General features: G+C 60.4%; 24 protein-coding genes and 1 rRNA gene. 13 read left to right on the forward strand and 12 right to left on the reverse strand.

The genetic code is table 11. The features are described 5' to 3' along the window. Positions 1-1,001, reverse strand: a 16S ribosomal RNA gene (locus tag ACQ4WR_RS06545); the annotation flags it as partial. A gap of 598 nt (positions 1,002-1,599) precedes the next feature. On the opposite strand from ACQ4WR_RS06545, the gene ACQ4WR_RS06550 reads away from it, so the two are divergent. The 3 genes from ACQ4WR_RS06550 to ACQ4WR_RS06560 all read left to right on the forward strand — a co-directional run bounded on the left by ACQ4WR_RS06550 (position 1,600) and on the right by ACQ4WR_RS06560 (position 5,083). Continuing rightward, positions 1,600-2,892 (forward strand): sensor histidine kinase, encoded by a 1,293-nt coding sequence (locus ACQ4WR_RS06550; protein WP_436486126.1) that lies wholly within the window; start codon positions 1,600-1,602, stop codon positions 2,890-2,892. Positions 2,893-2,968: 76 nt separating this feature from the next. Beyond that, positions 2,969-3,727: a LytR/AlgR family response regulator transcription factor gene (locus ACQ4WR_RS06555; protein WP_102292359.1), complete on the forward strand. Its 759-nt coding sequence runs from the start codon at positions 2,969-2,971 to the stop codon at positions 3,725-3,727. A 174-nt stretch (positions 3,728-3,901) separates the two neighbouring features. Further along, complete coding sequence (locus tag ACQ4WR_RS06560) at positions 3,902-5,083, forward strand: PAS domain-containing sensor histidine kinase (protein WP_436486128.1); 1,182 nt, start codon at positions 3,902-3,904, stop codon at positions 5,081-5,083. A gap of 46 nt (positions 5,084-5,129) precedes the next feature. Here ACQ4WR_RS06560 and ACQ4WR_RS06565 read toward each other — a convergent pair whose 3' ends face one another. The 3 genes from ACQ4WR_RS06565 to ACQ4WR_RS06575 form a co-directional block, all read right to left on the reverse strand. Continuing rightward, complete coding sequence (locus tag ACQ4WR_RS06565) at positions 5,130-6,077, reverse strand: porin (protein WP_436486130.1); 948 nt, start codon at positions 6,075-6,077, stop codon at positions 5,130-5,132. Positions 6,078-6,403: 326 nt separating this feature from the next. Next, on the reverse strand, positions 6,404-7,054 hold the full coding sequence (locus ACQ4WR_RS06570) for a class I SAM-dependent methyltransferase (protein ID WP_436486132.1): 651 nt from the start codon (positions 7,052-7,054) through the stop codon (positions 6,404-6,406). Between the two features lie 61 nt (positions 7,055-7,115). After that, positions 7,116-8,057 carry a CysB family HTH-type transcriptional regulator gene (locus tag ACQ4WR_RS06575; RefSeq protein ID WP_102292355.1) on the reverse strand — a complete coding sequence of 314 codons (942 nt, stop codon included), beginning with the start codon at positions 8,055-8,057 and terminating at the stop codon, positions 7,116-7,118. Between the two features lie 162 nt (positions 8,058-8,219). Between ACQ4WR_RS06575 and ACQ4WR_RS06580 the strand changes: the two genes are divergently transcribed. The 8 genes from ACQ4WR_RS06580 to ACQ4WR_RS06615 all read left to right on the forward strand — a co-directional run bounded on the left by ACQ4WR_RS06580 (position 8,220) and on the right by ACQ4WR_RS06615 (position 15,987). After that, complete coding sequence (locus ACQ4WR_RS06580) at positions 8,220-8,993, forward strand: sulfite exporter TauE/SafE family protein (RefSeq protein WP_102292354.1); 774 nt, start codon at positions 8,220-8,222, stop codon at positions 8,991-8,993. Positions 8,994-9,073: 80 nt separating this feature from the next. Then, the gene (locus ACQ4WR_RS06585; protein ID WP_102292353.1) at positions 9,074-10,762 is read left to right on the forward strand and encodes a nitrite/sulfite reductase; all 1,689 of its coding nucleotides are present in this window, start codon (positions 9,074-9,076) and stop codon (positions 10,760-10,762) included. Further along, positions 10,755-11,315 carry a DUF934 domain-containing protein gene (locus tag ACQ4WR_RS06590; protein WP_436486135.1) on the forward strand — a complete coding sequence of 187 codons (561 nt, stop codon included), beginning with the start codon at positions 10,755-10,757 and terminating at the stop codon, positions 11,313-11,315. Before ACQ4WR_RS06585 ends, ACQ4WR_RS06590 begins: the two co-directional genes overlap by 8 nt. A gap of 11 nt (positions 11,316-11,326) precedes the next feature. Next, entirely contained in the window at positions 11,327-12,043 is a 717-nt protein-coding gene (locus tag ACQ4WR_RS06595) for a phosphoadenylyl-sulfate reductase (protein ID WP_436486137.1), read from the forward strand. A 40-nt stretch (positions 12,044-12,083) separates the two neighbouring features. Beyond that, positions 12,084-12,995: a sulfate adenylyltransferase subunit CysD gene (gene cysD / locus ACQ4WR_RS06600; protein WP_436486139.1), complete on the forward strand. Its 912-nt coding sequence runs from the start codon at positions 12,084-12,086 to the stop codon at positions 12,993-12,995. Beyond that, positions 12,995-14,314, forward strand: coding sequence for a sulfate adenylyltransferase subunit 1 (locus ACQ4WR_RS06605; protein ID WP_436486141.1), 1,320 nt, complete (start codon positions 12,995-12,997; stop codon positions 14,312-14,314). The genes cysD and ACQ4WR_RS06605 overlap by 1 nt, the downstream gene beginning before the upstream one ends. 14 nt (positions 14,315-14,328) lie before the next feature. Beyond that, a complete protein-coding gene (cobA, locus tag ACQ4WR_RS06610) occupies positions 14,329-15,093 on the forward strand; it encodes a uroporphyrinogen-III C-methyltransferase (RefSeq protein WP_436486142.1) in 765 nt (254 codons plus the stop codon). A 246-nt stretch (positions 15,094-15,339) separates the two neighbouring features. After that, a complete protein-coding gene (locus ACQ4WR_RS06615) occupies positions 15,340-15,987 on the forward strand; it encodes a hypothetical protein (RefSeq protein ID WP_436486144.1) in 648 nt (215 codons plus the stop codon). Here the strand turns inward: ACQ4WR_RS06615 and ACQ4WR_RS06620 are convergent. Genes ACQ4WR_RS06620 through lptF form a run of 4 tightly spaced genes read right to left on the reverse strand, consistent with a single transcriptional unit; the run spans position 15,984 to position 19,667 of the window. Beyond that, the gene (locus tag ACQ4WR_RS06620) at positions 15,984-16,952 is read right to left on the reverse strand and encodes a Stealth CR1 domain-containing protein (RefSeq protein WP_436486145.1); all 969 of its coding nucleotides are present in this window, start codon (positions 16,950-16,952) and stop codon (positions 15,984-15,986) included. The genes ACQ4WR_RS06615 and ACQ4WR_RS06620 overlap by 4 nt on opposite strands. Beyond that, entirely contained in the window at positions 16,949-17,356 is a 408-nt protein-coding gene (locus tag ACQ4WR_RS06625) for a sirohydrochlorin chelatase (RefSeq protein WP_436486147.1), read from the reverse strand. The genes ACQ4WR_RS06620 and ACQ4WR_RS06625 overlap by 4 nt, the downstream gene beginning before the upstream one ends. Then, on the reverse strand, positions 17,356-18,525 hold the full coding sequence (gene lptG / locus ACQ4WR_RS06630) for an LPS export ABC transporter permease LptG (RefSeq protein WP_436486148.1): 1,170 nt from the start codon (positions 18,523-18,525) through the stop codon (positions 17,356-17,358). The genes ACQ4WR_RS06625 and lptG overlap by 1 nt, the downstream gene beginning before the upstream one ends. Further along, complete coding sequence (lptF, locus tag ACQ4WR_RS06635; RefSeq protein WP_436486149.1) at positions 18,522-19,667, reverse strand: LPS export ABC transporter permease LptF; 1,146 nt, start codon at positions 19,665-19,667, stop codon at positions 18,522-18,524. Before lptF ends, lptG begins: the two co-directional genes overlap by 4 nt. A gap of 67 nt (positions 19,668-19,734) precedes the next feature. On the opposite strand from lptF, the gene ACQ4WR_RS06640 reads away from it, so the two are divergent. Further along, on the forward strand, positions 19,735-21,228 hold the full coding sequence (locus ACQ4WR_RS06640) for a leucyl aminopeptidase (protein ID WP_102292343.1): 1,494 nt from the start codon (positions 19,735-19,737) through the stop codon (positions 21,226-21,228). Positions 21,229-21,329: 101 nt separating this feature from the next. On the opposite strand, the gene ACQ4WR_RS06645 is transcribed toward ACQ4WR_RS06640, so the two are convergent. Genes ACQ4WR_RS06645 through ACQ4WR_RS06660 form a run of 4 tightly spaced genes read right to left on the reverse strand, consistent with a single transcriptional unit; the run spans position 21,330 to position 22,960 of the window. Continuing rightward, positions 21,330-21,872: a hypothetical protein gene (locus tag ACQ4WR_RS06645; protein WP_180979238.1), complete on the reverse strand. Its 543-nt coding sequence runs from the start codon at positions 21,870-21,872 to the stop codon at positions 21,330-21,332. An 11-nt stretch (positions 21,873-21,883) separates the two neighbouring features. Next, positions 21,884-22,354, reverse strand: a complete 471-nt coding sequence (locus tag ACQ4WR_RS06650; protein WP_436486151.1) for a CreA family protein — start codon at positions 22,352-22,354, stop codon at positions 21,884-21,886. Between the two features lie 35 nt (positions 22,355-22,389). Then, complete coding sequence (locus ACQ4WR_RS06655; protein WP_034782199.1) at positions 22,390-22,578, reverse strand: DUF1653 domain-containing protein; 189 nt, start codon at positions 22,576-22,578, stop codon at positions 22,390-22,392. A 10-nt stretch (positions 22,579-22,588) separates the two neighbouring features. After that, the gene (locus ACQ4WR_RS06660) at positions 22,589-22,960 is read right to left on the reverse strand and encodes a phiTE_015 family protein (protein WP_102292342.1); all 372 of its coding nucleotides are present in this window, start codon (positions 22,958-22,960) and stop codon (positions 22,589-22,591) included. A 617-nt stretch (positions 22,961-23,577) separates the two neighbouring features. Between ACQ4WR_RS06660 and xth the strand changes: the two genes are divergently transcribed. Beyond that, complete coding sequence (gene xth, locus ACQ4WR_RS06665; protein ID WP_102292341.1) at positions 23,578-24,342, forward strand: exodeoxyribonuclease III; 765 nt, start codon at positions 23,578-23,580, stop codon at positions 24,340-24,342. Positions 24,343-24,440 lie beyond the last annotated feature (98 nt).

The following is a 24,440-nucleotide window of genomic DNA, read 5'->3' on the forward strand; positions in this document are numbered from 1 at the left end:
GGATTCCAGCCATGTCAAGGGTAGGTAAGGTTTTTCGCGTTGCATCGAATTAATCCACATCATCCACCGCTTGTGCGGGTCCCCGTCAATTCCTTTGAGTTTTAATCTTGCGACCGTACTCCCCAGGCGGTCTACTTCACGCGTTAGCTGCGTTACCAAGTCAATTAAGACCCGACAACTAGTAGACATCGTTTAGGGCGTGGACTACCAGGGTATCTAATCCTGTTTGCTCCCCACGCTTTCGTGCATGAGCGTCAATCTTGACCCAGGGGGCTGCCTTCGCCATCGGTGTTCCTCCACATATCTACGCATTTCACTGCTACACGTGGAATTCTACCCCCCTCTGCCAGATTCTAGCCTTGCAGTCTCCAATGCAATTCCCAGGTTGAGCCCGGGGATTTCACATCAGACTTACAAAACCGCCTGCGCACGCTTTACGCCCAGTAATTCCGATTAACGCTTGCACCCTACGTATTACCGCGGCTGCTGGCACGTAGTTAGCCGGTGCTTATTCTTCAGGTACCGTCATTAGCAAGAGATATTAGCTCTCACCGTTTCTTCCCTGACAAAAGAGCTTTACAACCCGAAGGCCTTCTTCACTCACGCGGCATTGCTGGATCAGGCTTTCGCCCATTGTCCAAAATTCCCCACTGCTGCCTCCCGTAGGAGTCTGGACCGTGTCTCAGTTCCAGTGTGGCTGGTCGTCCTCTCAGACCAGCTACTGATCGATGCCTTGGTAGGCTTTTACCCTACCAACTAGCTAATCAGATATCGGCCGCTCCACGAGCATGAGGTCTTGCGATCCCCCACTTTCATCCTTAGATCGTATGCGGTATTAGCGTAACTTTCGCTACGTTATCCCCCACTCCAGGGTACGTTCCGATATATTACTCACCCGTTCGCCACTCGCCACCAGAGCAAGCTCCGTGCTGCCGTTCGACTTGCATGTGTAAGGCATGCCGCCAGCGTTCAATCTGAGCCAGGATCAAACTCTTCAGTTTAATCTCTGTTACTTTGCCATTTTATTGGCACCGTCATTGCTGACGGGTCGCTCACTCAAAAAACTGACAGGCTACTTCCGAAGAAGTATCCTATTTCATTATTTCTTGTGAACATTTGATATTTTAAGTATTACGACAATCCGGAGATCATCGCTGCACTACATCAAATGCCCACACTTATCGACTGTTAATTGTTAAAGAACTGTATTCGGTTACTGCTTTTGCGCTATTGACAAAGCGTTGTGTTTGTCAGCTGCGAAGAAGGAAGAGTATGAAGCGTTTGCAGCATTTCGTCAACCTTCTTTTTTCACCCTGCTTTACTCTGCATTTGCATGCGTCGTTCAGCGAGGGGGCGAATTATAGCCAAGCCCCACGCGTCCCGCAAGGGCTATTTCTCAAGCACCAAGCAGCCCGCTCACCGCCCAGCAAGCCTGCCCTTCACTTCAAGCACGTTTTTTTGCAGCCTGTCGCAATAGGCTGGCGCGCCTCCCTGACTTTGGGCACAGTGGCAACATCAGACTCTGACGTGGCCCGGCAACAGGTTACACTTGCCCGCCACGTCATTAACTCTTGTATCCCGCATTTTGAAAGCGTCCACATGCTCCCGATTTCCAACCTGCCGCAACTGTTGAAAACCATACTAGCCTGGTTGCAACGGGGATTCGACGCGACCACGACGTGGGTCACGCAACTGTCTTGGTGGAAATTCTTTCTGTTTGCCGCACTGGCCCTGATCGCCGGCTCGATTTTGCAGGATGAGCTGTTCTCGTCCAGTCCGAATGAAGAAGTCGTCATCAAGTCGCATAAACGGGCCAGCAAGGGCACGGGCGAAACGAATATCCTGATCGACGATACGGGCATCCATTTCAATCCTCGCAATAGCAAGAACCGGCGCAGCAGCACGGCCGACTCCGCCACTGATGCGGCCGATGCCGCCGAAGCGGACGAGCACGCAAATGCAGTACCGCCCGAACCACCTGAGCCGCCAGCGGCGCCTGCCAAGCCCAACTACCCGGTCACGACCAATGCTTCGGGCGAAGAAGTGCATATCGAATTGCCGCCACAGATCGGTGAAGAGCTGTCGAATGCCATCGAAGAAGCCGTCGATGATGCGGCAGAGCAAAAAGTATCGCGCTACCACCAGCAAGCATCCACCTGGTTCAAGAGCTTTGTGTCCTTACTGGTATTGGCCCTGTTTGCCATGAAGGCCTTGGTCGGCGGCAAGAAGCGTGCCGAAGCGGAAACAGTCACGGCGAACGAGGCGGCCGAGCGCGAATCCATGCAGCGCCAGCTCAGCGAAGCGAAGATGCAGATGATGCAGGCGCAAGTGGAACCGCACTTCCTGTTCAACACGCTCGCCTCCGTTGAACACCTGATCCAGGTCGATCCGCCACGCGCGGCCAAGATGCAGCGCAGCCTGATCCAGTACCTGCGCGCCGTGCTGCCGCAAATGCGCGACAACGCCCTGATTACCAACCTGGGCCGTGAAGCGGACATGGTGCAAGCGTATCTGAACTTGCTCAAAATGCGCATGGAAGAGCGCCTCACCGTCGACTTCCAGATTCCCGACGGCCTGCGCAGCGCAGCCTTCCCGCCCATGATGCTGCAGTCGATGGTGGAAAACGCCATCAAGCACGGCCTGGAAGTCAAGCCGGAAGGCGGCACCCTGCGCATCGTGGCAGAAGTGGCGCACAACAAGCTGCGCGTGACAGTCACCGATGACGGCCTCGGCTTTGGCGTAGTTCCCAGCGACGGCACAGGCCTGGGCTTGCCCACCATCCGTGAGCGCCTGAAACTGTTGCATGGCGATCAGGGAAGCCTGACCATTACGCCAAATCAGCCAAGTGGCGTGTGCGCCGTGATCGAAGTGCCGTATCAATTGTCCAAATAACGTGTATCTATAAGACAGTTGATAAAAACGCTAAATCATTGAATAATCAATCTTCGCCTGTTCACACTTGAGACCTATGCCTACCGCTATTATTGCCGACGACGAAAGACTGATGCGCGACCAGCTGCGCTTGCGCCTGGGCCAGGCCTGGCCCGAACTGGAAATCATCGGCGAAGCCAAGAATGGCGATGAAGCGATCGACCTGGTGGAGCAACTCAAGCCGGACTTTGCCTTCCTCGATATCCGCATGCCCGGCAAGACAGGCATGGAAGCAGCGCAGGTGATTGGCGGCAAGACGCATATCGTCTTCGTCACCGCCTATGACACCCACGCCGTCGAAGCCTTCGAGCGGGGTGCCGTCGACTACGTGCTCAAGCCGCCCGAGCATGAGCGCTTGCTGGTCACGGTGGAACGCCTGAAAACCCATCTGAACAAGCCGGCGCTGGACGTCAACAGCAGCGTCACGGCCATGCTGTCGCAACTGGCGGAAAAAATCACGGCCAAGCCCACCTATCTGCAATGGATACAGGCCAGCATCGGCCAGGACTTGCGCATGATACCCGTGGAAGAAATCCTGTTCTTCCGTTCAGACGAGAAATACACGTGCGTACAGACGGCCAAGTATGAGGCGCTGATCCGCAAACCCGTGCGTGACCTGGCCGAAGAGCTCGACCCTTCGCTGTTCTGGCAAATCCACCGCGCCACCCTCGTCAACGTAAACGCCATCGAAGGCGTCACGCGCGACATCCGTGGCCGCCACCTGGTACTGATCAAGGGCAAGCCCGACAAGCTGGAAGTCAGCCGCAGCTTCTTGCACCTGTTCAAACAAATGTAAATCCCCTGCCGCCGTCCGGCCTTGCCGGCGCGGCGCATCGCCGTCCATTGATCACTCCCTGGCGCCTTCCTGCGCCACATCAAGCCATGCCGCGCCAACAGGCCTAGGCTGAAACTGTGCTGCCAGTGCTCCCCCACCTGCCTGCTGTCGTTGCCACGTTCGCAAGGAGATCACATGCCCTACCAAGGCACCACCGGATTGCTGCGCCTCCTGTCCCTGGGCATGGCGGCGGCGCTACTGCTATGTTTATTTCCGCCACTCAAGGCCAGCAGGCAACGGCAGGCACGGGGCCAGGCCATTATCGACAGCGCCAGCGACGCCATCATCAGCATCGACAGCCATCACACCATCCTGCATGCGAACGCCGCCGCCGCCCGGCTGTTCGGCGACACGCAGGACGGCATGCGCGGCATGCGCCTGGGCCATTACATCCTGCGCGACTTGCGCAGCCTGAGCAAACATGACGGCGAGCCCCAGTTTGATGACATCGGCCAGGAATTGCGGCTGACGGGCCGGCGCGCCACCGACTACACCTTGACGGGCAGGAGCAGCGATGGTGCCATGTTCCCCCTCGAAGGTTCGCTCTCGGCCATGCAGGAAGGCGGGCGCATCGTATCCACCATCATCGTGCGCGACATCAGCGCGCGCAAGCAAGTCCATGAACAGCTGGCGCGCTCCTTCTCGCAACTGCGTGAATTGTCGAGCGCGCTGCAAACCATACGCGAGGAAGAGCGCAAGCACATCGCGCGCGAATTGCACGACGACCTGGGGCAATTGTTGGCCACCTTGCGCGTCGATCTGACCCTCGTGCGTCAGCATACGGACACGACCTTGTCCCTGCAGGCATTGCTGCAGAGCATGGATGGCTTGCTGGTGACGGCCATCACCTCGCTGCGCCGCATCGCCAGCAATCTGCGCCCCCGCGCGCTCGATGAAGGCGGCTTGTATTTCGCCCTGCAAAAATTGCGCCACGACTTCCTGCTGCGCCGCACCGTGCATTTCGACTTGCTGGCCGACGAGGCCGACCTGGTACTCGACGATGCGCGCAGCACAGCCATCTACCGCATCGTGCAAGAGGCGCTGACGAATATCGCCCGCCACGCGGAAGCCAGCCATATCACCATCGCCCTGCACCGCATCGACTCTTCGCTGGCGATCACCATCCAGGATGACGGCCGGGGCATCGCCGAGCACGACCTGGAAAAATCCACGGCCCTGGGCTTGCTGGGCATGCGCGAGCGCGTCTGGGGCTTGAGTGGCAGCATCCATATCGGCGCCGACAACGAACTGGGTGGCACACGCATCGAGATTACCGTGCCGATGCATGCGGAGGAACACGAATCCGCCCTGCAATAAAAAAGGCGCCCGCAGGCGCCTTCCATTCCCTCACATCCAGCGATGCTTAGAACTTGTGTGCGATGCCGACCTGGTACGACGTCAGCGACTTGACGCGCTCGCGGCCAGCGTAAGCGTACAAGTCGGTACGCTTCGACAAGTGGTAGTCGTAGCCGACGCCGAATTCCTTGATGGTGTCCTGATCCTTGACCTTGTTGTTGCTCTGCTCTTGCTTGCCATAAGACACTTTGGCATCGCCGCCGCCAACCGTGTAGTTCAGGCCGATCAGGTAGGACTTGAACTCGCCATTTGCCGCAACTTTGGTATCGCCTTTCGAGTAGGCAGCCGTGATCTTGGCCGGGCCGAATTTATAGCCGCCACCGATGGACCACAGGTCCGGCTTGGCAGCCGTTGCCGTTGCTTGCACGGCTTTTTCGTAGCCGGCGTGCAGGCTGATCGGGCCATTGTCGTAAGTTGCCAGGCCGATCACGCCAGCGTCAGCGCTGTTGACTTCGCTCAGCACGTATTGCAGGCTGCCCACGAAACCGTCAAAGCTCGGGCTGTTGTAGGTCACAGCGTTGTTGACGCGCGACGAACCGACGCCCGAACGCAGCAAGGTTTCATTGTTCTTGCCGACGACGCCGTAGGTGTTGAATGGGTCGACGCGGGCAATGGTGCCATCGACCAGGTTTTTCGTGCGGCCCAGGATGGCGGTACCGAAAGCGCCTTTCAAGCCCACATAGGCTTGACGGTCGAACAACACGCCTTTTTGCGCGCCGGTATCGGCCAGGAATTCACTTTCCAGGTTGAAAATTGCGGACAGGCCGCCACCCAGATCTTCCGTACCCTTGAAACCGAGACGCGACGCATTGTTTTCGCGCTGTACCGTCGCCTGGCCAGTGGTCTTGGCAATACCGAGGTCAACCAGGCCGTACACGGTCACGTTCGATTGTGCTTGCGCCGTAGCTGCTGCGAAGGTGCCGATGATCAATGCTGCCAGAGTAATTTTTTTCACTTGAGATTCTCTACATTAGGTTGGACAAGTTGTGCGGCTGCGTAGGTAGCTGCTTAGCTGCTGAACCGAATCATGCCCATCAAATGCTTCAACAATATGACAACGACAAGATGTTGCTTTTTGGCACAACGTCGTGTCAGATAAAAACAACAGGCGAAAAAAAACCGCCCGAGGGCGGTTTGTGCGGCGGCATGGCCGGCCTATTTACCGTAGGCCGGAATAGCGGGGCAAGGCCACGCGTAATCCGACAACATTGTTGGCAAGGCGGCGGTGTCGGATTACGCGGCTGCGCCGCTAATCCGAGCTACCATATAGACAGAGCAGCCTTATTTCAAGCGGCAGCTCAGCAGCCAGTAGTATTCCAGGCGCTTCATGCGGATTTCGCGGGCCGAGTGGGCAAACTTCTTGCGCAGGTGGCTATCCGAAGGAAAATTCTTCAGCACTTCATAGCGCTCGCCCGCTTCCGTCGTGCGGAACTGGTGGGTGTTGCCTTCCAGGTCGGTACGCGCGATCACGGTACTGCTGCCATCGACATAGGAGTTGTCGATCAGCACCAGCAGGATGTCCTTGCCCAGCTTGGTGCGCAATTGCTTCAGGTATTTATCCTGGTCTTCGCGCTTGACGTGCGACCACCAGAAACCGGCGAACACGGCTGTGAACTTGCCCAGCAAGTCGTCCGGCAAGTTAAAGGCGTCGAGCTTGGCGAAAGTGACGTTGTCCGGCAAGCCGCGCGCCTGGGCCAGCGCCAGCATTTCATCGTTGATATCGGTGGCCAATACGGACTCGGCCGATTCGGCGACCACTTCCGTCCAATAACCGGTGCCGCAAGCCAGTTCCAGCACGGTGTGGCCTTCCAGCACGTCGGCGACCTTGTCGCGCAATACTTCCAGGTCTTCCTGGCGTTCGGGCTTGTCATAGACGCGCTCGTACTGCTGCGCGATGGTGGCGTAATATTTGGCAAGCTGATCGGTAATCATTGTTTCTTCTCTTCGTAAATAATCCTGGCCAGGCAACCCGCCCGGCCGGCTTCCTGCATTGTTATAGTTCGTAGTGCTCTTTATCACCGCTCATCGCCTGCTCGATGAGCTTGCGGTTCAGGGTCGGTGTCAGCAACTCGATAAAGGTATAAATATAGCTGCGCAAATACGCACCCTGCTTGACGGCCACGCGCGACACATTCATGCCGAACAGGTGCCCGACAGGGATGGCGCGCAAGCCTTTGTCGCGCTCGGCATCGAAGGCCATACCCGCTATGATACCAATCCCCATGCCCAACTCGACATAAGTCTTGATCACGTCCGCGTCGATGGCCTCCAGCAAGATGTCAGGCTTCAGGCCGCGCAGCACGAAAGCGTGGTCGATCTTGTTGCGTCCGGCAAACGCGCTGTCATAGGTAATCAGGGGAAATGCGGCGATCTCTTCCAGGGTGACGGACTTCGATTTCAGCAGCGGATGGTCGACCGGCACCACCACCACATGCTCCCACTGATAGCAAGGCAAGGTGATCAGGCCATCGATGGCGGCGATCGATTCCGTGGCAATGGCCAGGTCGGCCTGGTCGCGCTGCACCATCTCGGCGATCTGGCGCGGATTACCTTGCAGCAAAGACAAGCGTACTTTCGGGAACTTGATCATGAACGCTTGTACGACTTTCGGCAAAGTGTAGCGCGCCTGCGTATGCGTGGTGGCAATGGTAAAGCTGCCGCTGTCCTGCGCGGCGAATTCCTTGCCGATGCGCTTCATGCTGTCGATTTCCTGCATAATCAGCTCGACCGACTCCAGCACCAGGCGGCCCGGCTCCGTCAAGCCACGGATGCGCTTGCCATGGCGTGTAAAAATATCCACACCCAGTTCTTCCTCCAGCTCAATGATGGCTTTCGACACGCCCGGTTGCGACGTAAACAAGGCTTTGGCGGCGTCCGTCAGGTTGTAATTCTGCCGGACCGCTTCGCGCACGAAGCGCAGTTGATGGAGATTCATTGCTGGTTTTGCCCTAGATTGCCGTGATGTGCCGAGGTTTCCGCCCCACCCATGATTTTACGCTCATGCATATACGCATATCGCATATAAGCAAATGCGTACTAAGTAGTTTGGATTAAACCTTAAGTTTATTACTATTGCGGGTACTTTGGGGGTGCAAGCATGACTTTGTCTTATATAGTCTCAGGATTTGCCGTAGGATTACTCGTAGGAATGACCGGCGTGGGCGGCGGTTCGCTGATGACGCCGCTGTTAACCCTGCTGTTTGGCGTGCCGCCTTCCGTGGCCGTGGGTACCGACCTGGCCTTCGCCTCGATCACCAAGAGCGCTGGCACCCTGACGCACCGCCTGCGCGGCACGATCCGCTGGGATATCGTCAAGCGTTTGTGCATCGGCGCCCTGCCCGCCGCCGTCATTTCGACCCTGGCGCTGAAATCATTCGGCACCCTGTCGCCGGAAATCGGCCAGATCATCCGTTACTCGATCGCCGGCTCCGTGCTGCTGACGGTGGTGGCGCTGATCTTCAAGGGCCGCATGCTGGCCTGGATCAATGCCCATCCCGAAAAACAATTGCAAGGCAACAAGCTTGCCGCAGCGACCATTATTTCCGGCGCCGTACTGGGCGTGCTGGTGACGGTTTCGTCGATCGGCGCCGGCGCCATCGGCGCCACCTTGCTGGTGATGCTGTACCCACGCATGAGCTCAGCCGAAGTGGCGGGCACCGACATCGCTTACGCCGTGCCCCTGACGGCCATCGCGGCGCTGGGCCACTGGTGGCTCGGCTCCATCCATTGGGAATTGCTGGCCTCCTTGCTGGTCGGCTCCCTGCCCGGCATCACCCTCGGTTCCTGGGTGGCCCGCTCCGTGCCGGAAAAGTTTTTAAGAGTGCTGCTGGCGATGACCTTGACCGGCGTGGCAGTAAAGCTAATCTATTAATACCGAACGAGCGGCAAGAGCAGTATCAAGAACATAATCCCAGGCAATCTTCCAGCACCCCGGCTTTTTTAGGAATTGATATGTACCATTACGATCAGTACGACCACCTCATCATCAAAGAACGTATCGCCCAGTACCGAGACCAGGTTGCGCGCCGTATCGCCAATGAGCTGACGGAAGAGGAATTCATTCCGCTGCGCCTGCAAAACGGCCTGTACATGCAGCGCCACGCCTACATGCTGCGCATCGCCGTGCCATACGGCTTGCTGTCGTCGACGCAGATGCGCATGTTCGCGCACATCGCGCGCAAGTACGACCGAGGCTATGGCCACTTCACCACGCGCCAGAACATCCAGTTCAACTGGATCGAGCTGGAACAGACACCCGATATCCTGACCGACCTGGCCTCCGTGGAAATGCACGCGATCCAGACGTCTGGCAACTGTATCCGTAATACAACGTCGGACCCGTTCGCCGGCGTTGCCGCCGATGAAATCATCGATCCGCGTCCGTACGCGGAAGTGCTGCGCCAGTGGAGCACCTTCCACCCCGAGTTCATCGCCCTTCCCCGTAAATTCAAGGTCGCCATCAATGGCGCCGAGGAAGACCGCGCCGCCATCGCCGTGCACGACATCGGCCTGACAGCCGTGCGCAACGCGGCCGGCGAAGTGGGCTTCAAGGTGATGGCTGGTGGCGGCATGGGCCGCACGCCGATTTTGGGCAGCGTCGTGCGCGACTTCCTGCCATGGCAGCACTTGCTGACCTACATCCAGGCCATCATGCGCGTGTACAACTTGCACGGCCGCCGCGACAACAAATACAAGGCGCGCATCAAGATCCTGCTGAAAGCCATCGGCGTGGAAGAATTCACGCGCCAGGTGGAAGCGGAATGGGTCGACCTGAAAGACGGTCCGGAAACCCTGACGCAGGAAGAAATGCAGCGCGTGGCGGACTTCTTCAATCCGCCCGCCTACCTGGCCCTGCCGGAACTCGACTACAAGACGGAACACGCGGACAACAAGGCGTATGTGAACTGGCTGGCGCGCAACGTCAAGCCGCACCAGCGCCCTGGCTACGTGGCCGTGGTGCTGTCCTTGAAGAAAACGGGCGTGCCGCCAGGCGACGCGACGGCCGAGCAGATCGACTTCGTGGCCGACCTGGCCGACCGCTACAGCTTTGGCGAACTGCGCGTGACGCATGAACAAAACCTGGTGCTGGCCGACGTGGAACAGTCGAAACTGTTCAAGCTGTGGCAGGAAGCCAAGGCGCACGGCCTGGCCACGCCAAACATCGGCTTGCTGACCGACATGATCTGCTGCCCCGGCGGCGACTTCTGCTCGCTGGCCAACGCCAAGTCGCTGCCGATCGCGGCCGCCATCGCGGAACGCTTCGACAGCATCGACTTCCAGCACGACATCGGCGAGATCGAACTGAACATTTCCGGCTGCATCAATGCCTGCGGCCACCATCACGTGGGCAGCATCGGCATTCTCGGCGTCGACAAGGATGGCAGCGAATGGTATCAAGTGTCGATTGGCGGCGCGCAAGGCAACAACGCGGCCATCGGCAAGATCATCGGACCATCGTTCTCTTCCCTGCAGATGCCTGAAGTCATCGGCCGCCTGCTGCACGTCTACGTGCGCGACCGCCATGAAGGCGAGCGCTTCGTCGACACGGCCCAGCGCCTGGGCCTGGCGCCGTTCAAGGAACACGTATATGCAACGCCGATCACGGTCGGCAACCTGGTGGGAGAAGACGAATATGTTTGAAGTACGCGAAGAAATCATCAAGAACGCCGCCGTGGTGCCGAACAGCTGGGGCTTGCTGCGCCTCGATGAAAACGAGACGCCGGAAACGGTGGTCGTGCCAGAAGGCAAGGTCATCGTCCCCCTGCTCGTATGGCAAGCCCAGCGCGAGACCCTGGCCGCCCGCCTGCCCGACATCGGCGTCTGGCTGGCCAGCGACGAGCGTCCGGAAGAACTGGCGGCCGACGTTTCGCAACTGCCCGTCATCGGCGTGGACTTCCCGAAGTTCACGGATGGCCGCGGCTATTCCATCGCCTTCAACCTGCGCGCACGCCTGGGTTTCCAGGGTGAATTGCGGGCCATTGGCGACGTCTTGCGCGACCAGCTGTTTTCCATGCACCGGGTCGGCTTTGACGCTTATGCCACGCGCCCAGATCGCAGCATCCATGACGCCCTGAAAGGTTTGTCCGTCTTTTCGGAAACCTACCAGGCATCGTGGGACCAGAAGTCGCCGCTGTTCCGCCGCCACCAGCGCGAAGGCCAGAATCCTGACCTCGACAACGCGGCCGGCATCTGAGAAAGCGGGCCATGAGCGACCTCTCTACTTTAATTGACGCCACCGAGCAAACGCTGACACGCATCGCCGCGGACTTTTCGCCGGCCGTGTTTGCGTCCAGCCTGGCAGCCGAAGACATGGTGCTGACCGACATGATACTCAAGGCAAAGCTGCCAATCGGCATCTTTTCCCTGGAAACAGGCCGACTGCACCAGGAAACTCTGGCCGTGCTCGACAAGGTGAAAACCCGCTACGACCACGACATCACCCTGTACCGCCCGCAGCCCGATGCCGTGGCCGCCTACGTGGAACAGAACGGTCTCAACGCTTTTTACAATAGCGTCGAGATGCGCCGCGAGTGCTGCCGTATCCGCAAGGTCGAGCCGCTGGGCCGCGCCCTGGCCGGCAACAAGGCCTGGGTCACGGGCCAGCGCCGCGCCCAATCCACCACGCGCGCCGAGCTGCACGTGCAGGAAGACGACGCAGCGCACGCCATGACGAAATTCAATCCACTGGCGGACTGGTCGGAAGAAGACGTGTGGGCCTACATCCGCGCCAATGACGTGCCCTACAATGCGCTGCACGACCAGGGCTACCCGTCGATCGGCTGCGAACCATGTACGCGGGCCGTGCAGCCGGGCGAAGATGTGCGCGCCGGACGCTGGTGGTGGGAAAACCCGGATTCCAAGGAATGCGGCCTGCACATGGTGGATGGCAAGTTGATCCGCATCAAATCCGTGGCAGCCTGATCCGACATAACAGACGCAGCAGAACAAGAAAGCATCCAATATGAGCAATATTTTGAACCAGCGCCACCTCGACAGCCTTGAGTCGGAAGCCATCCACATCCTGCGCGAAGTGGCGGCCGAATCGGCCAACCCCGCCCTGCTGTTCTCGGGCGGCAAGGATTCCGTCGTCCTGCTGCGGCTGGCAGAGAAAGCCTTCCGCCCAGGCAAATTCCCATTTCCCCTCGTGCACATCGACACGGGCCACAACTTCCCGGAAGTCATCACCTTCCGTGACAAGAAGGTGGCGCAACTGGGCGAGCGCCTGATCGTCGGCTCCGTCGAGGACTCGATCCAGCGCGGCACCGTGCGCCTGCGCAACCCGGCCACGGATTCACGCAACGCGGCGCAAGCCGTGACCTTGCTGGAAACCATCTCCAAACACGGCTTTGACGCCTGCATCGGCGGCGCGCGCCGCGATGAAGAAAAAGCCCGCGCCAAAGAACGCATCTTCTCGTTCCGCGACGAATTCGGCGCCTGGGACCCGAAAGCCCAGCGTCCGGAACTGTGGGACCTGTATAACACCCGCGTGCATCCTGGTGAAAACATGCGTGTGTTCCCCATCTCTAACTGGACGGAACTGGACGTGTGGCAATACATCGCCCGCGAAAAGCTGGAACTGCCGCCGATCTACTTCGCGCACGAGCGCCAGGTGATCCCGCGCAACGGCCTGCTCGTGCCGCTGACGGATCTGACGCCGCCGCGCGACGGCGAAACGGTAGAAACGCAAGTCGTGCGCTTCCGCACGGTCGGCGATATCTCGTGCACCTGCCCCGTCTCGTCCGATGCGGCAACGGTGGACGCCATCATCGCCGAAACGGCAATCACGCAAATCACGGAACGCGGCGCCACCCGCATGGACGACCAGACTTCCGAAGCCTCGATGGAAAAACGCAAGAAAGCAGGGTATTTCTAATGAACGCAGCAATCCAGAACACCAATTTGACCGATACCCTGGAGCGCGGCATGCTGCGCTTCATCACGGCCGGTTCCGTCGATGACGGCAAGAGCACCCTGATCGGCCGTTTGCTGTTCGACAGCAAGGGCATCTTCGCCGACCAGCTCGACGCCATGTCGCGCTCCAAGCACAAGCGCACGGTAGGCGACACGGTCGACCTGTCCTTGCTGACGGACGGCCTGGAAGCCGAGCGCGAGCAAGGCATTACCATCGACGTGGCCTACCGCTACTTTGCCACGCCGAAGCGCAAATTCATCATCGCCGACACGCCAGGCCACGAGCAATACACGCGCAACATGGTCACGGGCGCCTCGACCGCCGACGCCGTCATCATCCTGATCGACGTGTCTAAAGTCAAACTGGGCGACGACGGCAGCGTGGAACTGCTGATCCAGACCAAGCGCCACTCGACCATCGCCCACTTGCTGCAGATCGAACACGTGGTCGTCGCCGTCAACAAGATGGACCTGGTCGACTACGATGAAACGGTGTATAAGCGCATCGTCGCGGCCTACCGCGAATTCGCCCAGTCGCTGGGCTTGAAGGACATCACGCCGATCCCGCTGTCCGCCTTGACGGGTGACAACGTCGTCGAACGCGGCGACAAGCTGGGCTGGTACACGGGCCCGACCCTGATCGAGCTGCTCGAATCGCTGTCCGTCTACGACGAATCGCACGACGCGCCGTTCCGCTTCCCGGTGCAGCTGGTGGCGCGCCACAATGGCCACGAAGCCAACGACTTCCGCGGCTACATGGGCCGCATCGAGGCAGGCAAGGTCAGCGTCGGCGACACCCTGGTGGTGCAGCCATCGGGCCAGACGGCAACAGTGAAAGATATCGTTACGCTGGACGGCTCGCTGAGCACCGCCGTGGTGGGCCAGTCCGTGACCTTGCTGCTGAATGAATACCTGGATATTTCGCGCGGCGACTTGCTGGCCAGCAGCGAGCGCCCTGCGACCCTGCTGAAAACCGTGGTGGCCGACGTCTGCTGGCTGTCGGAAGACGCGCTGGACCTGCGCCGCAAGTACTGGATCAAGCATGGCACGAAGCAGACGGCCGCCAAGGTGACGGCGATCGATTCCATCCTCGATATCAACACGCAGCAGCGCCATCCGGCGGAAGGGCTGAAGCTGAACGACATCGCCCGCATCAGCCTGAATGTGCAGCAGCCGCTGGCTGCCGATGCGTATGACGATATCCGTGCCACGGGCGCGTTTATCCTGATCGATGAAGTCACCCACCAAACGGTCGCCGCAGGCATGATCCGCGTCAGCTAAGGAAGGCAAGCAGCATGAACCACTCCACATCTCTCCCAGGCAAGGTCTACCTGATCGGCGCCGGACCTGGCGCGCAAGACTTGATGACCTTGCGCGGCGCGCGCCTGCTGGCGCAGGCTGATGTCGTGCTGCACGACGCGCTCGTCACCGCGGAGATGCTGGAGCTGTGCCCGCAGGCGCGGAAGATCCTGGTCGGCAAGCGCTGCGGCCAGCTCTCCACGGCACAGGCCTTCATCAACAAGCAACTGGTTGACAATGCCCGCAAGCATGCCGTCGTGGTGCGCCTGAAAGGGGGCGACCCCATGCTGTTCGGCCGCGCCGACGAGGAATTGCGCGCGCTGGAAGAAGCCGGCATCGCAGTGGAAGTGGTGCCGGGCATTACCACGGCGCTGGCGGCCGCCGCCGCCACGCAGCAGCCGCTGACCAAGCGGGGCGTCTCGCGCAGCGTCGCCTTCTTTACCTCCAGCACGGCACCCGGCGAGCCAGACCAGACGCGCATTCCCGACTGCGACACCCTGGTGCAATACATGGGGGGCCGCGAAGCCATCGTCACGGCGCAGCGCCTGCTGGCGCAAGGCCGTCCTGCCGATACGCCCGTGGTGGTGATTGAAAACTGCAGCCGCGCCGACCAGCGCATCGTGCGCTTGCCGCTGAGCGCGCTGGCGCATGGCCTGGGCGGCGCCCATGGCCCCGTGCTGGTGATGCTGGGCCAGGCCATGGCGGCACGCGCGCATCAGGCCATCGACAAAACGGGCGCCACTCTGGCGCGCCATGCATGAATAAACACAGCGTATTTTACCGACTTTAAAGTCAGTAACTGACGTCCTGCGGGAAAACATGATACGATGCCCACGCATCTTTTCTCGAGAAGTTATTGCGTGATAGCAATGAAACTCACGCTTCACCCCGCATAGCGCTTGTTGCGCGGCCTCCCCGCCAAGGGAACCGCGCCCCAATCTCCCCGAAAAAAGCTGCGCCCGCAGGCTGCAATACCGCGCCGCGCAACTTTAGCCTTACGACCACACATGAATTTCACCTCCATGCGCGAAGCCCTGACTTCGCTCAGCCGCAGCAATGCCGGCGTCGCCAGTGCCGTCATCCTGAGCATGCTCGCCTCCATCGCCCTGTGGACGGTCTTCCCCAATATCGACGACGAGAACCATTTGCTGGAATGGCTGCAGGCGCTGTTCCTGGCCCTGGCCTGCACCGTGCACGGCGTGCGCGCCTGGCAGGAACCTGACCGCCAGTCGCTGCGTTTCCTCATGCATGCCGGCTTGTGCGCCCTGCTGTTCGGCTTCCTGCTGCGCGAGCTCGACATCGACCAGTTCGGCACGGCACCCGCCTGGGCACAGGCTGAAAAGGCCCTGCGCGTGCTGGAATTGCTGATCCTGATACGCTTGCTGATCTTCTTCGCGCCGCGCGCGCGCAAGGTCTTCGCCCATGCCGGCCTGATTTTCAGCATGCGCATCACCATCCTGACGGCCATCGGCGGCTTGCTGATGGTGGCTGGCTGGCCGTTCGACAAGAAGGTCTTCCATGGCATGCCGGACGCGTATGCGCTGCTGGGCGAAGAAGTGTTCGAACTGGGTGCCTATCTGCTGCTGTTCCTCTCCTCGCTGTGCGACAGTTCGGCGGCCGCCCGCATCAGCCTGGCCCCCAAGGGCAAGCGCTAAGCTGCTTCAAATGACGATGGCAGCGGCAGCAGCCGCTGCAAGGCAGCCGCCACGCGCAACAGGCGCGGATCGTCGTCCTGCGCCTCGTCACAGGTATCGTTAATACAGAAAAACGGCAGGCTGCCGAAGCGCGCCGCCAGCTCGGCGAGCTGCCGCGGCGCATGCGCATCGCCGCTGGCGATATGCAGCGGGTCGAGTACCTTGTCGCGCGCGAATCCCTGATGCACCATCCAGCGCGGCACCAGGTCAGGCAGCAATGCCGGCACCCGCCAGGAACGGAACACCGTGGCACGCACTCCCGCAAACATGCCCGGCGCCAGTGCTTCCAGCGCATGCAGCGCGCTTTTCAGCATGGGCCGCGGCGCATGCGCATACAAATGCGGCGCATGCCGGTAACCAGCATACTGCGCCGACAGCCATTGCCTGGACAAGGTGGCGCAATTGACGGGCGCCGCCACGTCATCGCGCAAGCCTTGCTGCACTACTTGCGGCGCGCTCTCGGTGAAAACGCTCAGGCGCCGGTCTTCCCCCTCGCCAAACCAGAATGCCGGCTCGAATGGCGCGCCCAGAAAGACGTCGTCATTCAGGTATAAAAAGCGTTCGGACAGGCCGGGAATATGGTGCAGATACGATTCGATATGGCCCGAGTCGAACACCGGCAGCGCGGCGCCGGGCATCAGGCTGGCATGGTCGATCACGGTGAGGCGCGGTGAGGTGCGCAGCCATTGCGGCACTTGCCTGTCCGTCAGCAGATAGACATGGCCGTGGCCCGGGAAGAAGCGTTCCAGCGCGCGCAGGTTGTAGCGCAGTTCGCCGTTGTCGCGGTAGCGCCCCGCCACGTTGCCGTGCAGGGCCAGCTGGCCGGGATGGGTCTGCGCCCAGGCCGCATACGCCTGCTGCCGGCGCGCACGCCACGCGGGATCGGCGCCGTCAACCCACAGGTAGACGATGTCGATGCCGCTCAAGGGAGAGGGCTGGAGCCTGGCGCCGCCACGCAGTAATCGGCGATGGCCGCCAGTACGCTGGCGTTTTCGCCCACCGCTTCCACCACCTTCAGGCGCAATGCCGGATGCCGCTGGCGCAATTCTTCCACCAGCAGGGGCAAGTCGCGCAGCACATGGCCGCCCTGCCCCAGGAACACGGGTACCACGGTGACGTCGAGGATGGCGCCGGCGGGCAGCTCGGCCAGCAGGGTCTCCAGCAGTTCGGGCAGGCGCGGCGTCATCAGCTCCAGGAACGCCAGGTGCACACCGGTAGCAGGCATGCGCGCCTGGGTCAGATCGCGCAGGCGTTCGAAGGGCGCGGCCCACGATGCGGCGCGCGCGCCATGGGCAAACAGAATCAATGCCTGTTTCACGTGCGTCTCCATCAGTGCCGCTCCACCCACCACAGGGCGCCCAGCGCCAGCAGCAGGTATAGTGCGCTCGGCGCCACGGCGGTCAGGAAGGCCGGCCAGGTGCTCAGCAAGCCAAGGTGCGAGAACAGGGTGTTGACCAGCATGAAGCTCACGCCGATCATGATGCCGATGAAGATCTTCAGGCTGATGCCGCCGCTGCGCGTATGCATGTAGGCGAACGGCAGCGCCAGCGCCATCAGCACGAAGATCGCCAGTGGATCGATCAGCTTTTTCCAGAAGGCGATGCGGAAACGCTCGGTCTCCTGCTTGTTTTCGGCCAGGTGGCGCGTGTACACGGCCAGTTCGCTGGCCGACATGCGTTCAGGATCGGAGGCCGATACCGTCAGGATCTTCGGCGTCACCTCGGAAACCATGTCCTTGGTGGCGCTTTGCACCGTGCGCACCAGGCTCGTTTCCTGGCCAAAGTAGTTTTCCAGCTTCGGCTCGAAACCGGGCGACGTGGTGGCGCTATTCGAAAACGTCGTCTCCGTCACGCCGGTCAGGCGCCAGATATTATTGCCCTGATAGGTTGCGCCCTGGGCCACGGTCAGGGTGCGCAGGCGCATGTCGGTGTCGAACTCATACAGCTTGACGTTTTTCAGGAGGCCATCCGGCCGCGCCTCGCCCACGTTGAAAAAGCGCGAACCGGTGACGGTGCCCGTCAGTCCATCGCTCTTGACCATGTCCTTGGTCCACAGGCCGGAACGGAATTCGCTCGATACGGCCGCGCCGCGCGACGTCAGCTTGAGGCGTTCGGCCAGGGTTTCCGTGCGCGGGGTGATCAACTCGCCGAAGATGAAGGTGATCACGACGAAGACGATACCGATGCGGAACAGGAAGCCTGCCGCCATCGCCGTCGACATGCTCGACGCACGCATGATGGTAAATTCCGAACTGGCGGCAAACTGCGCCATCGTATAGATCGTGCCGATCAGGGCCGCGATGGGCATCACTTCATACACATGGCCCGGCACCAGCACCAGCACATACAAGAACGCGTACTGGATGCTGTAGCCGTTCTTGCCCACCTTGGGCAACTCGCCGGTCAGGTCGATGAACGCCTGCAGCGCCAAAAAGGCGAGCAGCACGAACAGCACCGCCTGGAAAATCGAGACCGCAAAATAGCGCTGTAAAATCTTCATTTCGATGCCGCTTTACTTGTTTTGCCGGCGCGGCGCGCGCGCTTGAAGGACGCCAGCAGGACCAGCGGATGATAGCGGTGGTTCACATTCAGGCGCCAGGCAAACAGCGCCACGACAGCCAGCGCCGCCAGCAGATGCAGCGGCCACCAGCCCATGCCGAACGTCAAACGCCCCTGCTTCACGCTCGCCTCGATGACCTTGATCAGGTTACTGTAGGTGAAGAAAATCAGCAGGGCGATGATCAGGTTGGCCGAACTGCCGGCGCGCGGATTGACAAAGCCCAGCGGAATGGCCAGCAGGATAAGCATCAGGCCGATCAGCGGCGCGCTCACGCGCCATAACAATTCGGCCCTGGTGAATTGATTCGGCTCGGCAATCAGCGCCATGGTGCTCATGGCGCGCACGCCCAGGTCCGCGCCCAGCTCCTGCTGCTTGCTCTCGATGCGCATGATGTACTGCTCGAATTCCATGGTCTGGAAGTCGGCCTGCGTCGGCGTGCCCTGGTAGCGGCGGCCGCTCTTGAGCACCAGGAAGCGTTCGCCACGGGCATCCGTATTGATCACGCCTTCCCTGGCGACGACAACCACGGCGCTGCCCTTGGCATCGACGGTATTGACGAACACATTGTGCACCACGTTTTTCTCGCCGCCGCCACCTTCGACGAAGAAGATGCGGTTGCTGCCGGCCGATTCGCGGAACTGGCCCGGCGTGACTTTTTGCAGGTCTTCGCGCTTTTCAAAGCGCGCCACGTATTCGTCGCTTTTCTTTTGCGCCCACGGTGTGGCATACAGGCTCAGGATGCCGGTGGCCAGCACCAGCGGCAGGCCAAAGCTCAGCACCGGCCAGATCCAGCGCGACAGGCTCATGCCCGAGGCGAACCAGACCACCATCTCCGACTCCTTGTAGCTGCGCGTGACCACCATCAGCACCGAGATGAATCCGGTGAGGATGATGATGGTAGGCAGCTGCATCAGGGCGGAAAAAACCATCAGCGACATGACGTCCGAGGACGCGATCTTGCCGCCCGCAGCCTTGCCGAGAATACCAATCAACATCCAGGTGAGCAGGATGCTGAACAAAACAGTGAAGGTGGCCCCGGCGGCACTAGCCAATTCACGTCGAAGGGCGCGTTGAAAGATCATTCGGAGTTTATAATTCGGATCGGTTAGTTGAGTAACACGTTACTAGTAAATGAAAACGGAGAACCAAATGGACTTTAGCATAAAAGCATTCGATACCAAGAGCACCCTCGGCACGGCCAAAAGCGGATGCATCGCGGTTGCGGTATTCGAAAACAAAAAACTGTCGCCAGCGGCAAAATCGCTGGACAGCAAGGGTGCAATTTCGGCTGCGCTGAAGTCCGGCGACATCAGCGGCAAGCCTGGCAGCACATTGCTGCTGCGTGCGGTCGATGGCGTCACCGCCGAACGCGTTCTGCTCGTCGGCATGGGCAGCGATGAAAGCGTCAGCGAGAAAAGCTTCGCTACCGGTGTACAAGCGGCGCTGAAAGCCTTCGGCTCCCTGGGCGCTGCGGACGCCATTATCGCATTACCACTGACAGATGTGAAAGAGCGCGACGTAAATTGGGCAATCCGTTGTGTGGTGCAGGCTGCACACGACAGCGAATACCGCTGCGACTCGCAAAAAAGCAAGAAAGATCCGGCACCGGCGGGCGTGCGCAAGATCGTCCTGTCGGCACCGGCAACGGCCGCCACGCGCGGCGCGCTGGCGCAAGCCATCGCCATCGCCAACGGCTCCGACCTGACGCGCAACCTGGGCGACCTGCCAGCGAACATCGCCAACCCGACCTACCTGGCCAGCACGGCCAAGCAGCTGGCCAAGGATTTCAAGTTCGAAGTCGAAGTGCTGGACCGCAAACAACTCGAAGCGCTGAAAATGGGCAGCTTCCTGTCCGTCACCAACGGCAGCGAACAGCCGCCGAAGTTCATCGTCCTGAAGCACATGGGCGGCAAGGCCAAGGACGCGCCAGTCGTCCTGGTCGGCAAGGGCATCACCTTTGACACGGGCGGCATCTCGCTCAAGGCCGGTCCTGGCATGGACGAGATGAAATACGACATGGGCGGCGCCGCATCGGTGCTGGGCACCTTCCGCGCCATCGGCGAGATGAACCTGAAGCTGAACGTCATCGGCATCATCGCCGCGTGCGAAAACATGCCGTCGGGCCGCGCCACCAAGCCGGGCGACGTCGTCACCTCGATGAATGGCCTGACCATCGAAGTGCTGAACACGGACGCCGAAGGCCGTCTGGTGCTGTGCGATGCGCTGACCTACGCCGAACGCTTCAAGCCGGCAGCCGTGGTCGATATCGCCACCCTGACGGGCGCTTGCGTCGTGGCCCTGGGCCACCACAACAGCGGCCTGTTTACACGCAGCGATGCGGCGCATGACCAGCTGGCCAATGAACTGCTGGCAGCGGGCAAGCAGGCGAGCGACACGGCATGGCGCATGCCGATCGAAGAAGCGTACAACGAGCAGCTGAAATCGAACTTCGCCGACCTGGCCAACATCGGCACGCCAGGCGGCGGCGCGGTGACGGCAGCGGCCTTCCTGGAAAACTTCACCAAGAAGTACACCTGGGCGCATCTGGACATCGCCGGCACGGCCTGGAAATCGGGCGGCGCAAAAGGCGCCACCGGCCGTCCGGTGCCTTTGCTGACGACGTTCCTGATCAACAGAGTATAAGTTGACGCCTGCCGGCGGCGCCTTGCCGCCGGCATTGCACTGCAAAAAAGCCGCCCTGGTCCGTGTGACCCTGGCGGCTTTTTCACGTGCGGCGTATTGACCTAATAGACGACGGGATCGGGAATCGGCTGCGGCGCCACTTTCGGCTGCACCACGCTGTGCGGCGTCGCTTCGCCGGCAGCGGCAGGAGCCGGCGCGGCGATCCTGGCGGGTGGCGGCGGTGGCGCCAGGCGCGCCGGGTCCTGCATGACGATGGTCAGCACCGAGGGATAGTCGAAGCCGGCGCCCGTGTTGCGGTCGACGAAATAGCCGACGCCCAGGGTCAGGATGACATTGCCCCAGACGCTGCCATTGAGCTTGGGATCGATGCTGCCATCGGTGGCGACGGCGGGCGAGCCGTGCTTGCGGCAATCGACCTTCAGCGGTTCCTGGCTCTTGCGGATGGTGATGCGGCCCGGCGTGGTGACGAACCACTTGCCGACGTCGTTGCTGAGGATGCAGCCGGCGCCAGTCAGTTCGCGGTTATCCTGGATGGTTTGCACCAGCACCATCTGCTCGGTATTGCCCGTCAGGGTGGCGCAGCCGCCCAGCCCCAGCAACAGCAGCGCCTTGGCGGCAAGAGCGGCAGACGATGGTCCACGCATGGGAAACTCGCTTAACGGACGGGGATCGGCTGGTCGCCGGGCACGGCGACGGCAGTGACGCTGTTTTTCGGACTGCCCTCGATCAGGCGGTCGGAATAGACCAGGTAGACCAGCGCATTGCGCTTGCTGTCGACCATGCGCACCACGCGCACATGCTTGAAGAAGATCGAGGCGCGCTCGGTAAACACCTCTTCCTGGCGCGGCAGCTTGCCCTTGAATTGCAGCGGCCCCACCTGGCGGCAGGCCACGGCCGCATCGGCCTTGTCTTCGGCCAGGCCGACGGCGCCCTTGATGCCGCCCGTCTTGGCGCGCGACAGGTAGCAGCTGACGCCAGCGACGCGGGGATCGTCGTAGGCTTCCACGACGATCTTGTGGTCAGGGCCGATCAGCTTGAAGACAGTATCGACGGAACCGATGGTTTCGGCCTGCGCCGTGGCGCACGCAGCGCCCAGCAGCCATGCTGCAGCCAGCAATTTATGCATGGAGATAGTATCCCGGGCACGTGCGAACACGGCCATCAGTTGATGGGGGCAAATCGCTGCACCATGACGCCTTCGACCTCGATCAGCTGAAAGAACACGTCTTTCGGCCGGGTCCAGATCGAACCGTCAGCAGCGCGATAGACGATCATTGGCGTCAGATCCGCTTCCAGCGTGGCTTCGCACACCAGTTCGTAAATGCCGCCCTTGTAGTGCCGATAGCGCATTGCCGTCTCCTCAAGCCGTGGAATCTTCGCTCTTGTCGTCGGCCAGTGCCTTCTGCTTCATCTTCAGGCCCTGGATCACTTTCAAAATGCCTTCCATGCCGGCGGCGCCATCGGCGCCAGTGAAGGCATCGAGCACTTCATTGAGCACCTTGTTGCGCACGGTCGCCTCGTCGGACGACATTTCCAGCGCGCGCTGGGCCTTAGCGGCCTTTTCGGCGGCGCTGACCCGCGGCTTGGCTGCCGTCTTGCCATGCGTCAGAGCTGCCTGCCAGATAACCCAGCGGCGCTGGGTTTCGAAAATCAGGTACTCGTCCGGTTTGTCTTCTCTTCGCCGCACAATGTGGCCGTCACGCTGCGCCCACGCTTCAAATGCAGTTCGCATTTTCTTCCTTTGCAAATGCTACGCGCAAGTCTCACTATTAAAACTGCAACATTTCAAAATAGTACCATCTATTGATGTCGCAAAACAGTCTCATAGATATAGTACTGCAATTTATATAACAAGTCTGGCGGCGCCAGGAACGGAATGATTGCTCCGCCCCGGGCACAGTGGTCATGTAAGTCGGAATAGCAATTACAACTAATTACAACTGCTTCCTGCCTGGTTGCTAACTTGGCTGTAACAAAGCCGTGTGACACAGTTGTTACATTCTGCCATTTTAGTAGTTTTTATCGCGTTTTAGCGAGAAACTTTACACCTTTATCGCGTTAAAACGCCTTGCTCGGCGCACCGCGCCAGCCACTGATGCCAAATCAAACACAGGGGTTGATCAATCATACACAAAAACATAATATTCATGCGCCACGATTGGTTAAAAATAAATACTTTTTCCACATTCATTTTCCTCCAGAGCAAACAAAACAGGCGTCAGGCAAGCCCGCCACGGCACTGGCGACACGCATGCGGTAAGATTCGCGCCTATCGACGCGCAAGCGTCACCGCAGTTACTGACGCAGGCACCACTGCTGTCAGCACTTATTTACGCAAGGATTTTGCCCATGAAACTCGCCACCTGGAACGTCAACTCGCTCAAAGTGCGCCTGCCCCAAGTATTGCAGTGGCTGGCGGACAACCCCGTCGACATACTGTGTTTACAAGAGACCAAGCTAACGGACGACAAGTTCCCCGTCGCTGAAATCGAGGCGGCCGGCTACCAGGTCGTTTTCAGCGGCCAGAAAACCTACAACGGCGTGGCCATCCTGTCGAAACTGCCGATCACCGATGTGGTCAAGAACAACCCCCGCTACGAAGATGCGCAGCAGCGCATCCTGGCTGCCACCATTGGCGGCGTGCGCGTCGTCTGCGCCTACGTGCCCAACGGCCAGAGCGTCGATTCGGACAAGTATGAATACAAGCTGGGCTGGCTGGCGGCCCTGCACGACTGGCTGGCGGAAGAGGCGCAGCAGCATCCGCAGCTGGCCGTCGTCGGCGACTACAATATCGCCCCCGACGACCGCGACGTGCACGACCCGGTCGCCTGGGAAGGCCAGGTCCTGGTCTCGGACAAGGAACGCGCCGCCCTGCAGCGCCTGCTCGACATCGGCCTGACGGATGCCTTCCGCCTGTTCGAGCAGGCGGAAAAATCGTTCAGCTGGTGGGATTACCGCCAGCTGGGCTTCCGCCTCAACAAGGGCCTGCGCATCGACCATATCCTGCTCTCGCCCGCCCTGGCCGCGCGCTGCAAGGCCTGCATCATTGACCGAGTCCCCCGCAAGTGGGAGCAGCCGTCCGACCACGCGCCTGTCGTGGCCACCATCGACTAAGCGCTCAGGAACGCCTGACAGAAGCGCAGCGGGCGGAAGGCAGAGGCGGCCGGGAAGCGGAACTGCGCCTGAGCACAGTGTGCATCGCAGGGCCCCTG

Origin of the sequence: Janthinobacterium amylolyticum, assembly GCF_051380655.1 — a bacterium.
In the GTDB taxonomy this organism is placed as follows: Bacteria; Pseudomonadota; Gammaproteobacteria; order Burkholderiales; family Burkholderiaceae_D; genus Janthinobacterium.

Bases quoted from the DNA above. Each gene is read 5' to 3' on its own strand.
- ACQ4WR_RS06550 (WP_436486126.1), top strand. From the start codon at position 1,600: ATGCTCCCGATTTCCAACCTGCCGCAACTGTTGAAAACCATACTAGCC.
- ACQ4WR_RS06555 (WP_102292359.1), top strand. From the start codon at position 2,969: ATGCCTACCGCTATTATTGCCGACGACGAAAGACTGATGCGCGACCAG.
- ACQ4WR_RS06560 (WP_436486128.1), top strand. From the start codon at position 3,902: ATGCCCTACCAAGGCACCACCGGATTGCTGCGCCTCCTGTCCCTGGGC.
- ACQ4WR_RS06570 (WP_436486132.1), bottom strand. From the start codon at position 7,054: ATGATTACCGATCAGCTTGCCAAATATTACGCCACCATCGCGCAGCAG.
- ACQ4WR_RS06575 (WP_102292355.1), bottom strand. From the start codon at position 8,057: ATGAATCTCCATCAACTGCGCTTCGTGCGCGAAGCGGTCCGGCAGAAT.
- ACQ4WR_RS06580 (WP_102292354.1), top strand. From the start codon at position 8,220: ATGACTTTGTCTTATATAGTCTCAGGATTTGCCGTAGGATTACTCGTA.
- ACQ4WR_RS06585 (WP_102292353.1), top strand. From the start codon at position 9,074: ATGTACCATTACGATCAGTACGACCACCTCATCATCAAAGAACGTATC.
- ACQ4WR_RS06590 (WP_436486135.1), top strand. From the start codon at position 10,755: ATGTTTGAAGTACGCGAAGAAATCATCAAGAACGCCGCCGTGGTGCCG.
- ACQ4WR_RS06595 (WP_436486137.1), top strand. From the start codon at position 11,327: ATGAGCGACCTCTCTACTTTAATTGACGCCACCGAGCAAACGCTGACA.
- cysD (WP_436486139.1), top strand. From the start codon at position 12,084: ATGAGCAATATTTTGAACCAGCGCCACCTCGACAGCCTTGAGTCGGAA.
- ACQ4WR_RS06605 (WP_436486141.1), top strand. From the start codon at position 12,995: ATGAACGCAGCAATCCAGAACACCAATTTGACCGATACCCTGGAGCGC.
- cobA (WP_436486142.1), top strand. From the start codon at position 14,329: ATGAACCACTCCACATCTCTCCCAGGCAAGGTCTACCTGATCGGCGCC.
- ACQ4WR_RS06615 (WP_436486144.1), top strand. From the start codon at position 15,340: ATGAATTTCACCTCCATGCGCGAAGCCCTGACTTCGCTCAGCCGCAGC.
- ACQ4WR_RS06625 (WP_436486147.1), bottom strand. From the start codon at position 17,356: ATGGAGACGCACGTGAAACAGGCATTGATTCTGTTTGCCCATGGCGCG.
- lptG (WP_436486148.1), bottom strand. From the start codon at position 18,525: ATGAAGATTTTACAGCGCTATTTTGCGGTCTCGATTTTCCAGGCGGTG.
- lptF (WP_436486149.1), bottom strand. From the start codon at position 19,667: ATGATCTTTCAACGCGCCCTTCGACGTGAATTGGCTAGTGCCGCCGGG.
- ACQ4WR_RS06640 (WP_102292343.1), top strand. From the start codon at position 19,735: ATGGACTTTAGCATAAAAGCATTCGATACCAAGAGCACCCTCGGCACG.
- ACQ4WR_RS06645 (WP_180979238.1), bottom strand. From the start codon at position 21,872: ATGCGTGGACCATCGTCTGCCGCTCTTGCCGCCAAGGCGCTGCTGTTG.
- ACQ4WR_RS06650 (WP_436486151.1), bottom strand. From the start codon at position 22,354: ATGCATAAATTGCTGGCTGCAGCATGGCTGCTGGGCGCTGCGTGCGCC.
- ACQ4WR_RS06655 (WP_034782199.1), bottom strand. From the start codon at position 22,578: ATGCGCTATCGGCACTACAAGGGCGGCATTTACGAACTGGTGTGCGAA.
- ACQ4WR_RS06660 (WP_102292342.1), bottom strand. From the start codon at position 22,960: ATGCGAACTGCATTTGAAGCGTGGGCGCAGCGTGACGGCCACATTGTG.
- xth (WP_102292341.1), top strand. From the start codon at position 23,578: ATGAAACTCGCCACCTGGAACGTCAACTCGCTCAAAGTGCGCCTGCCC.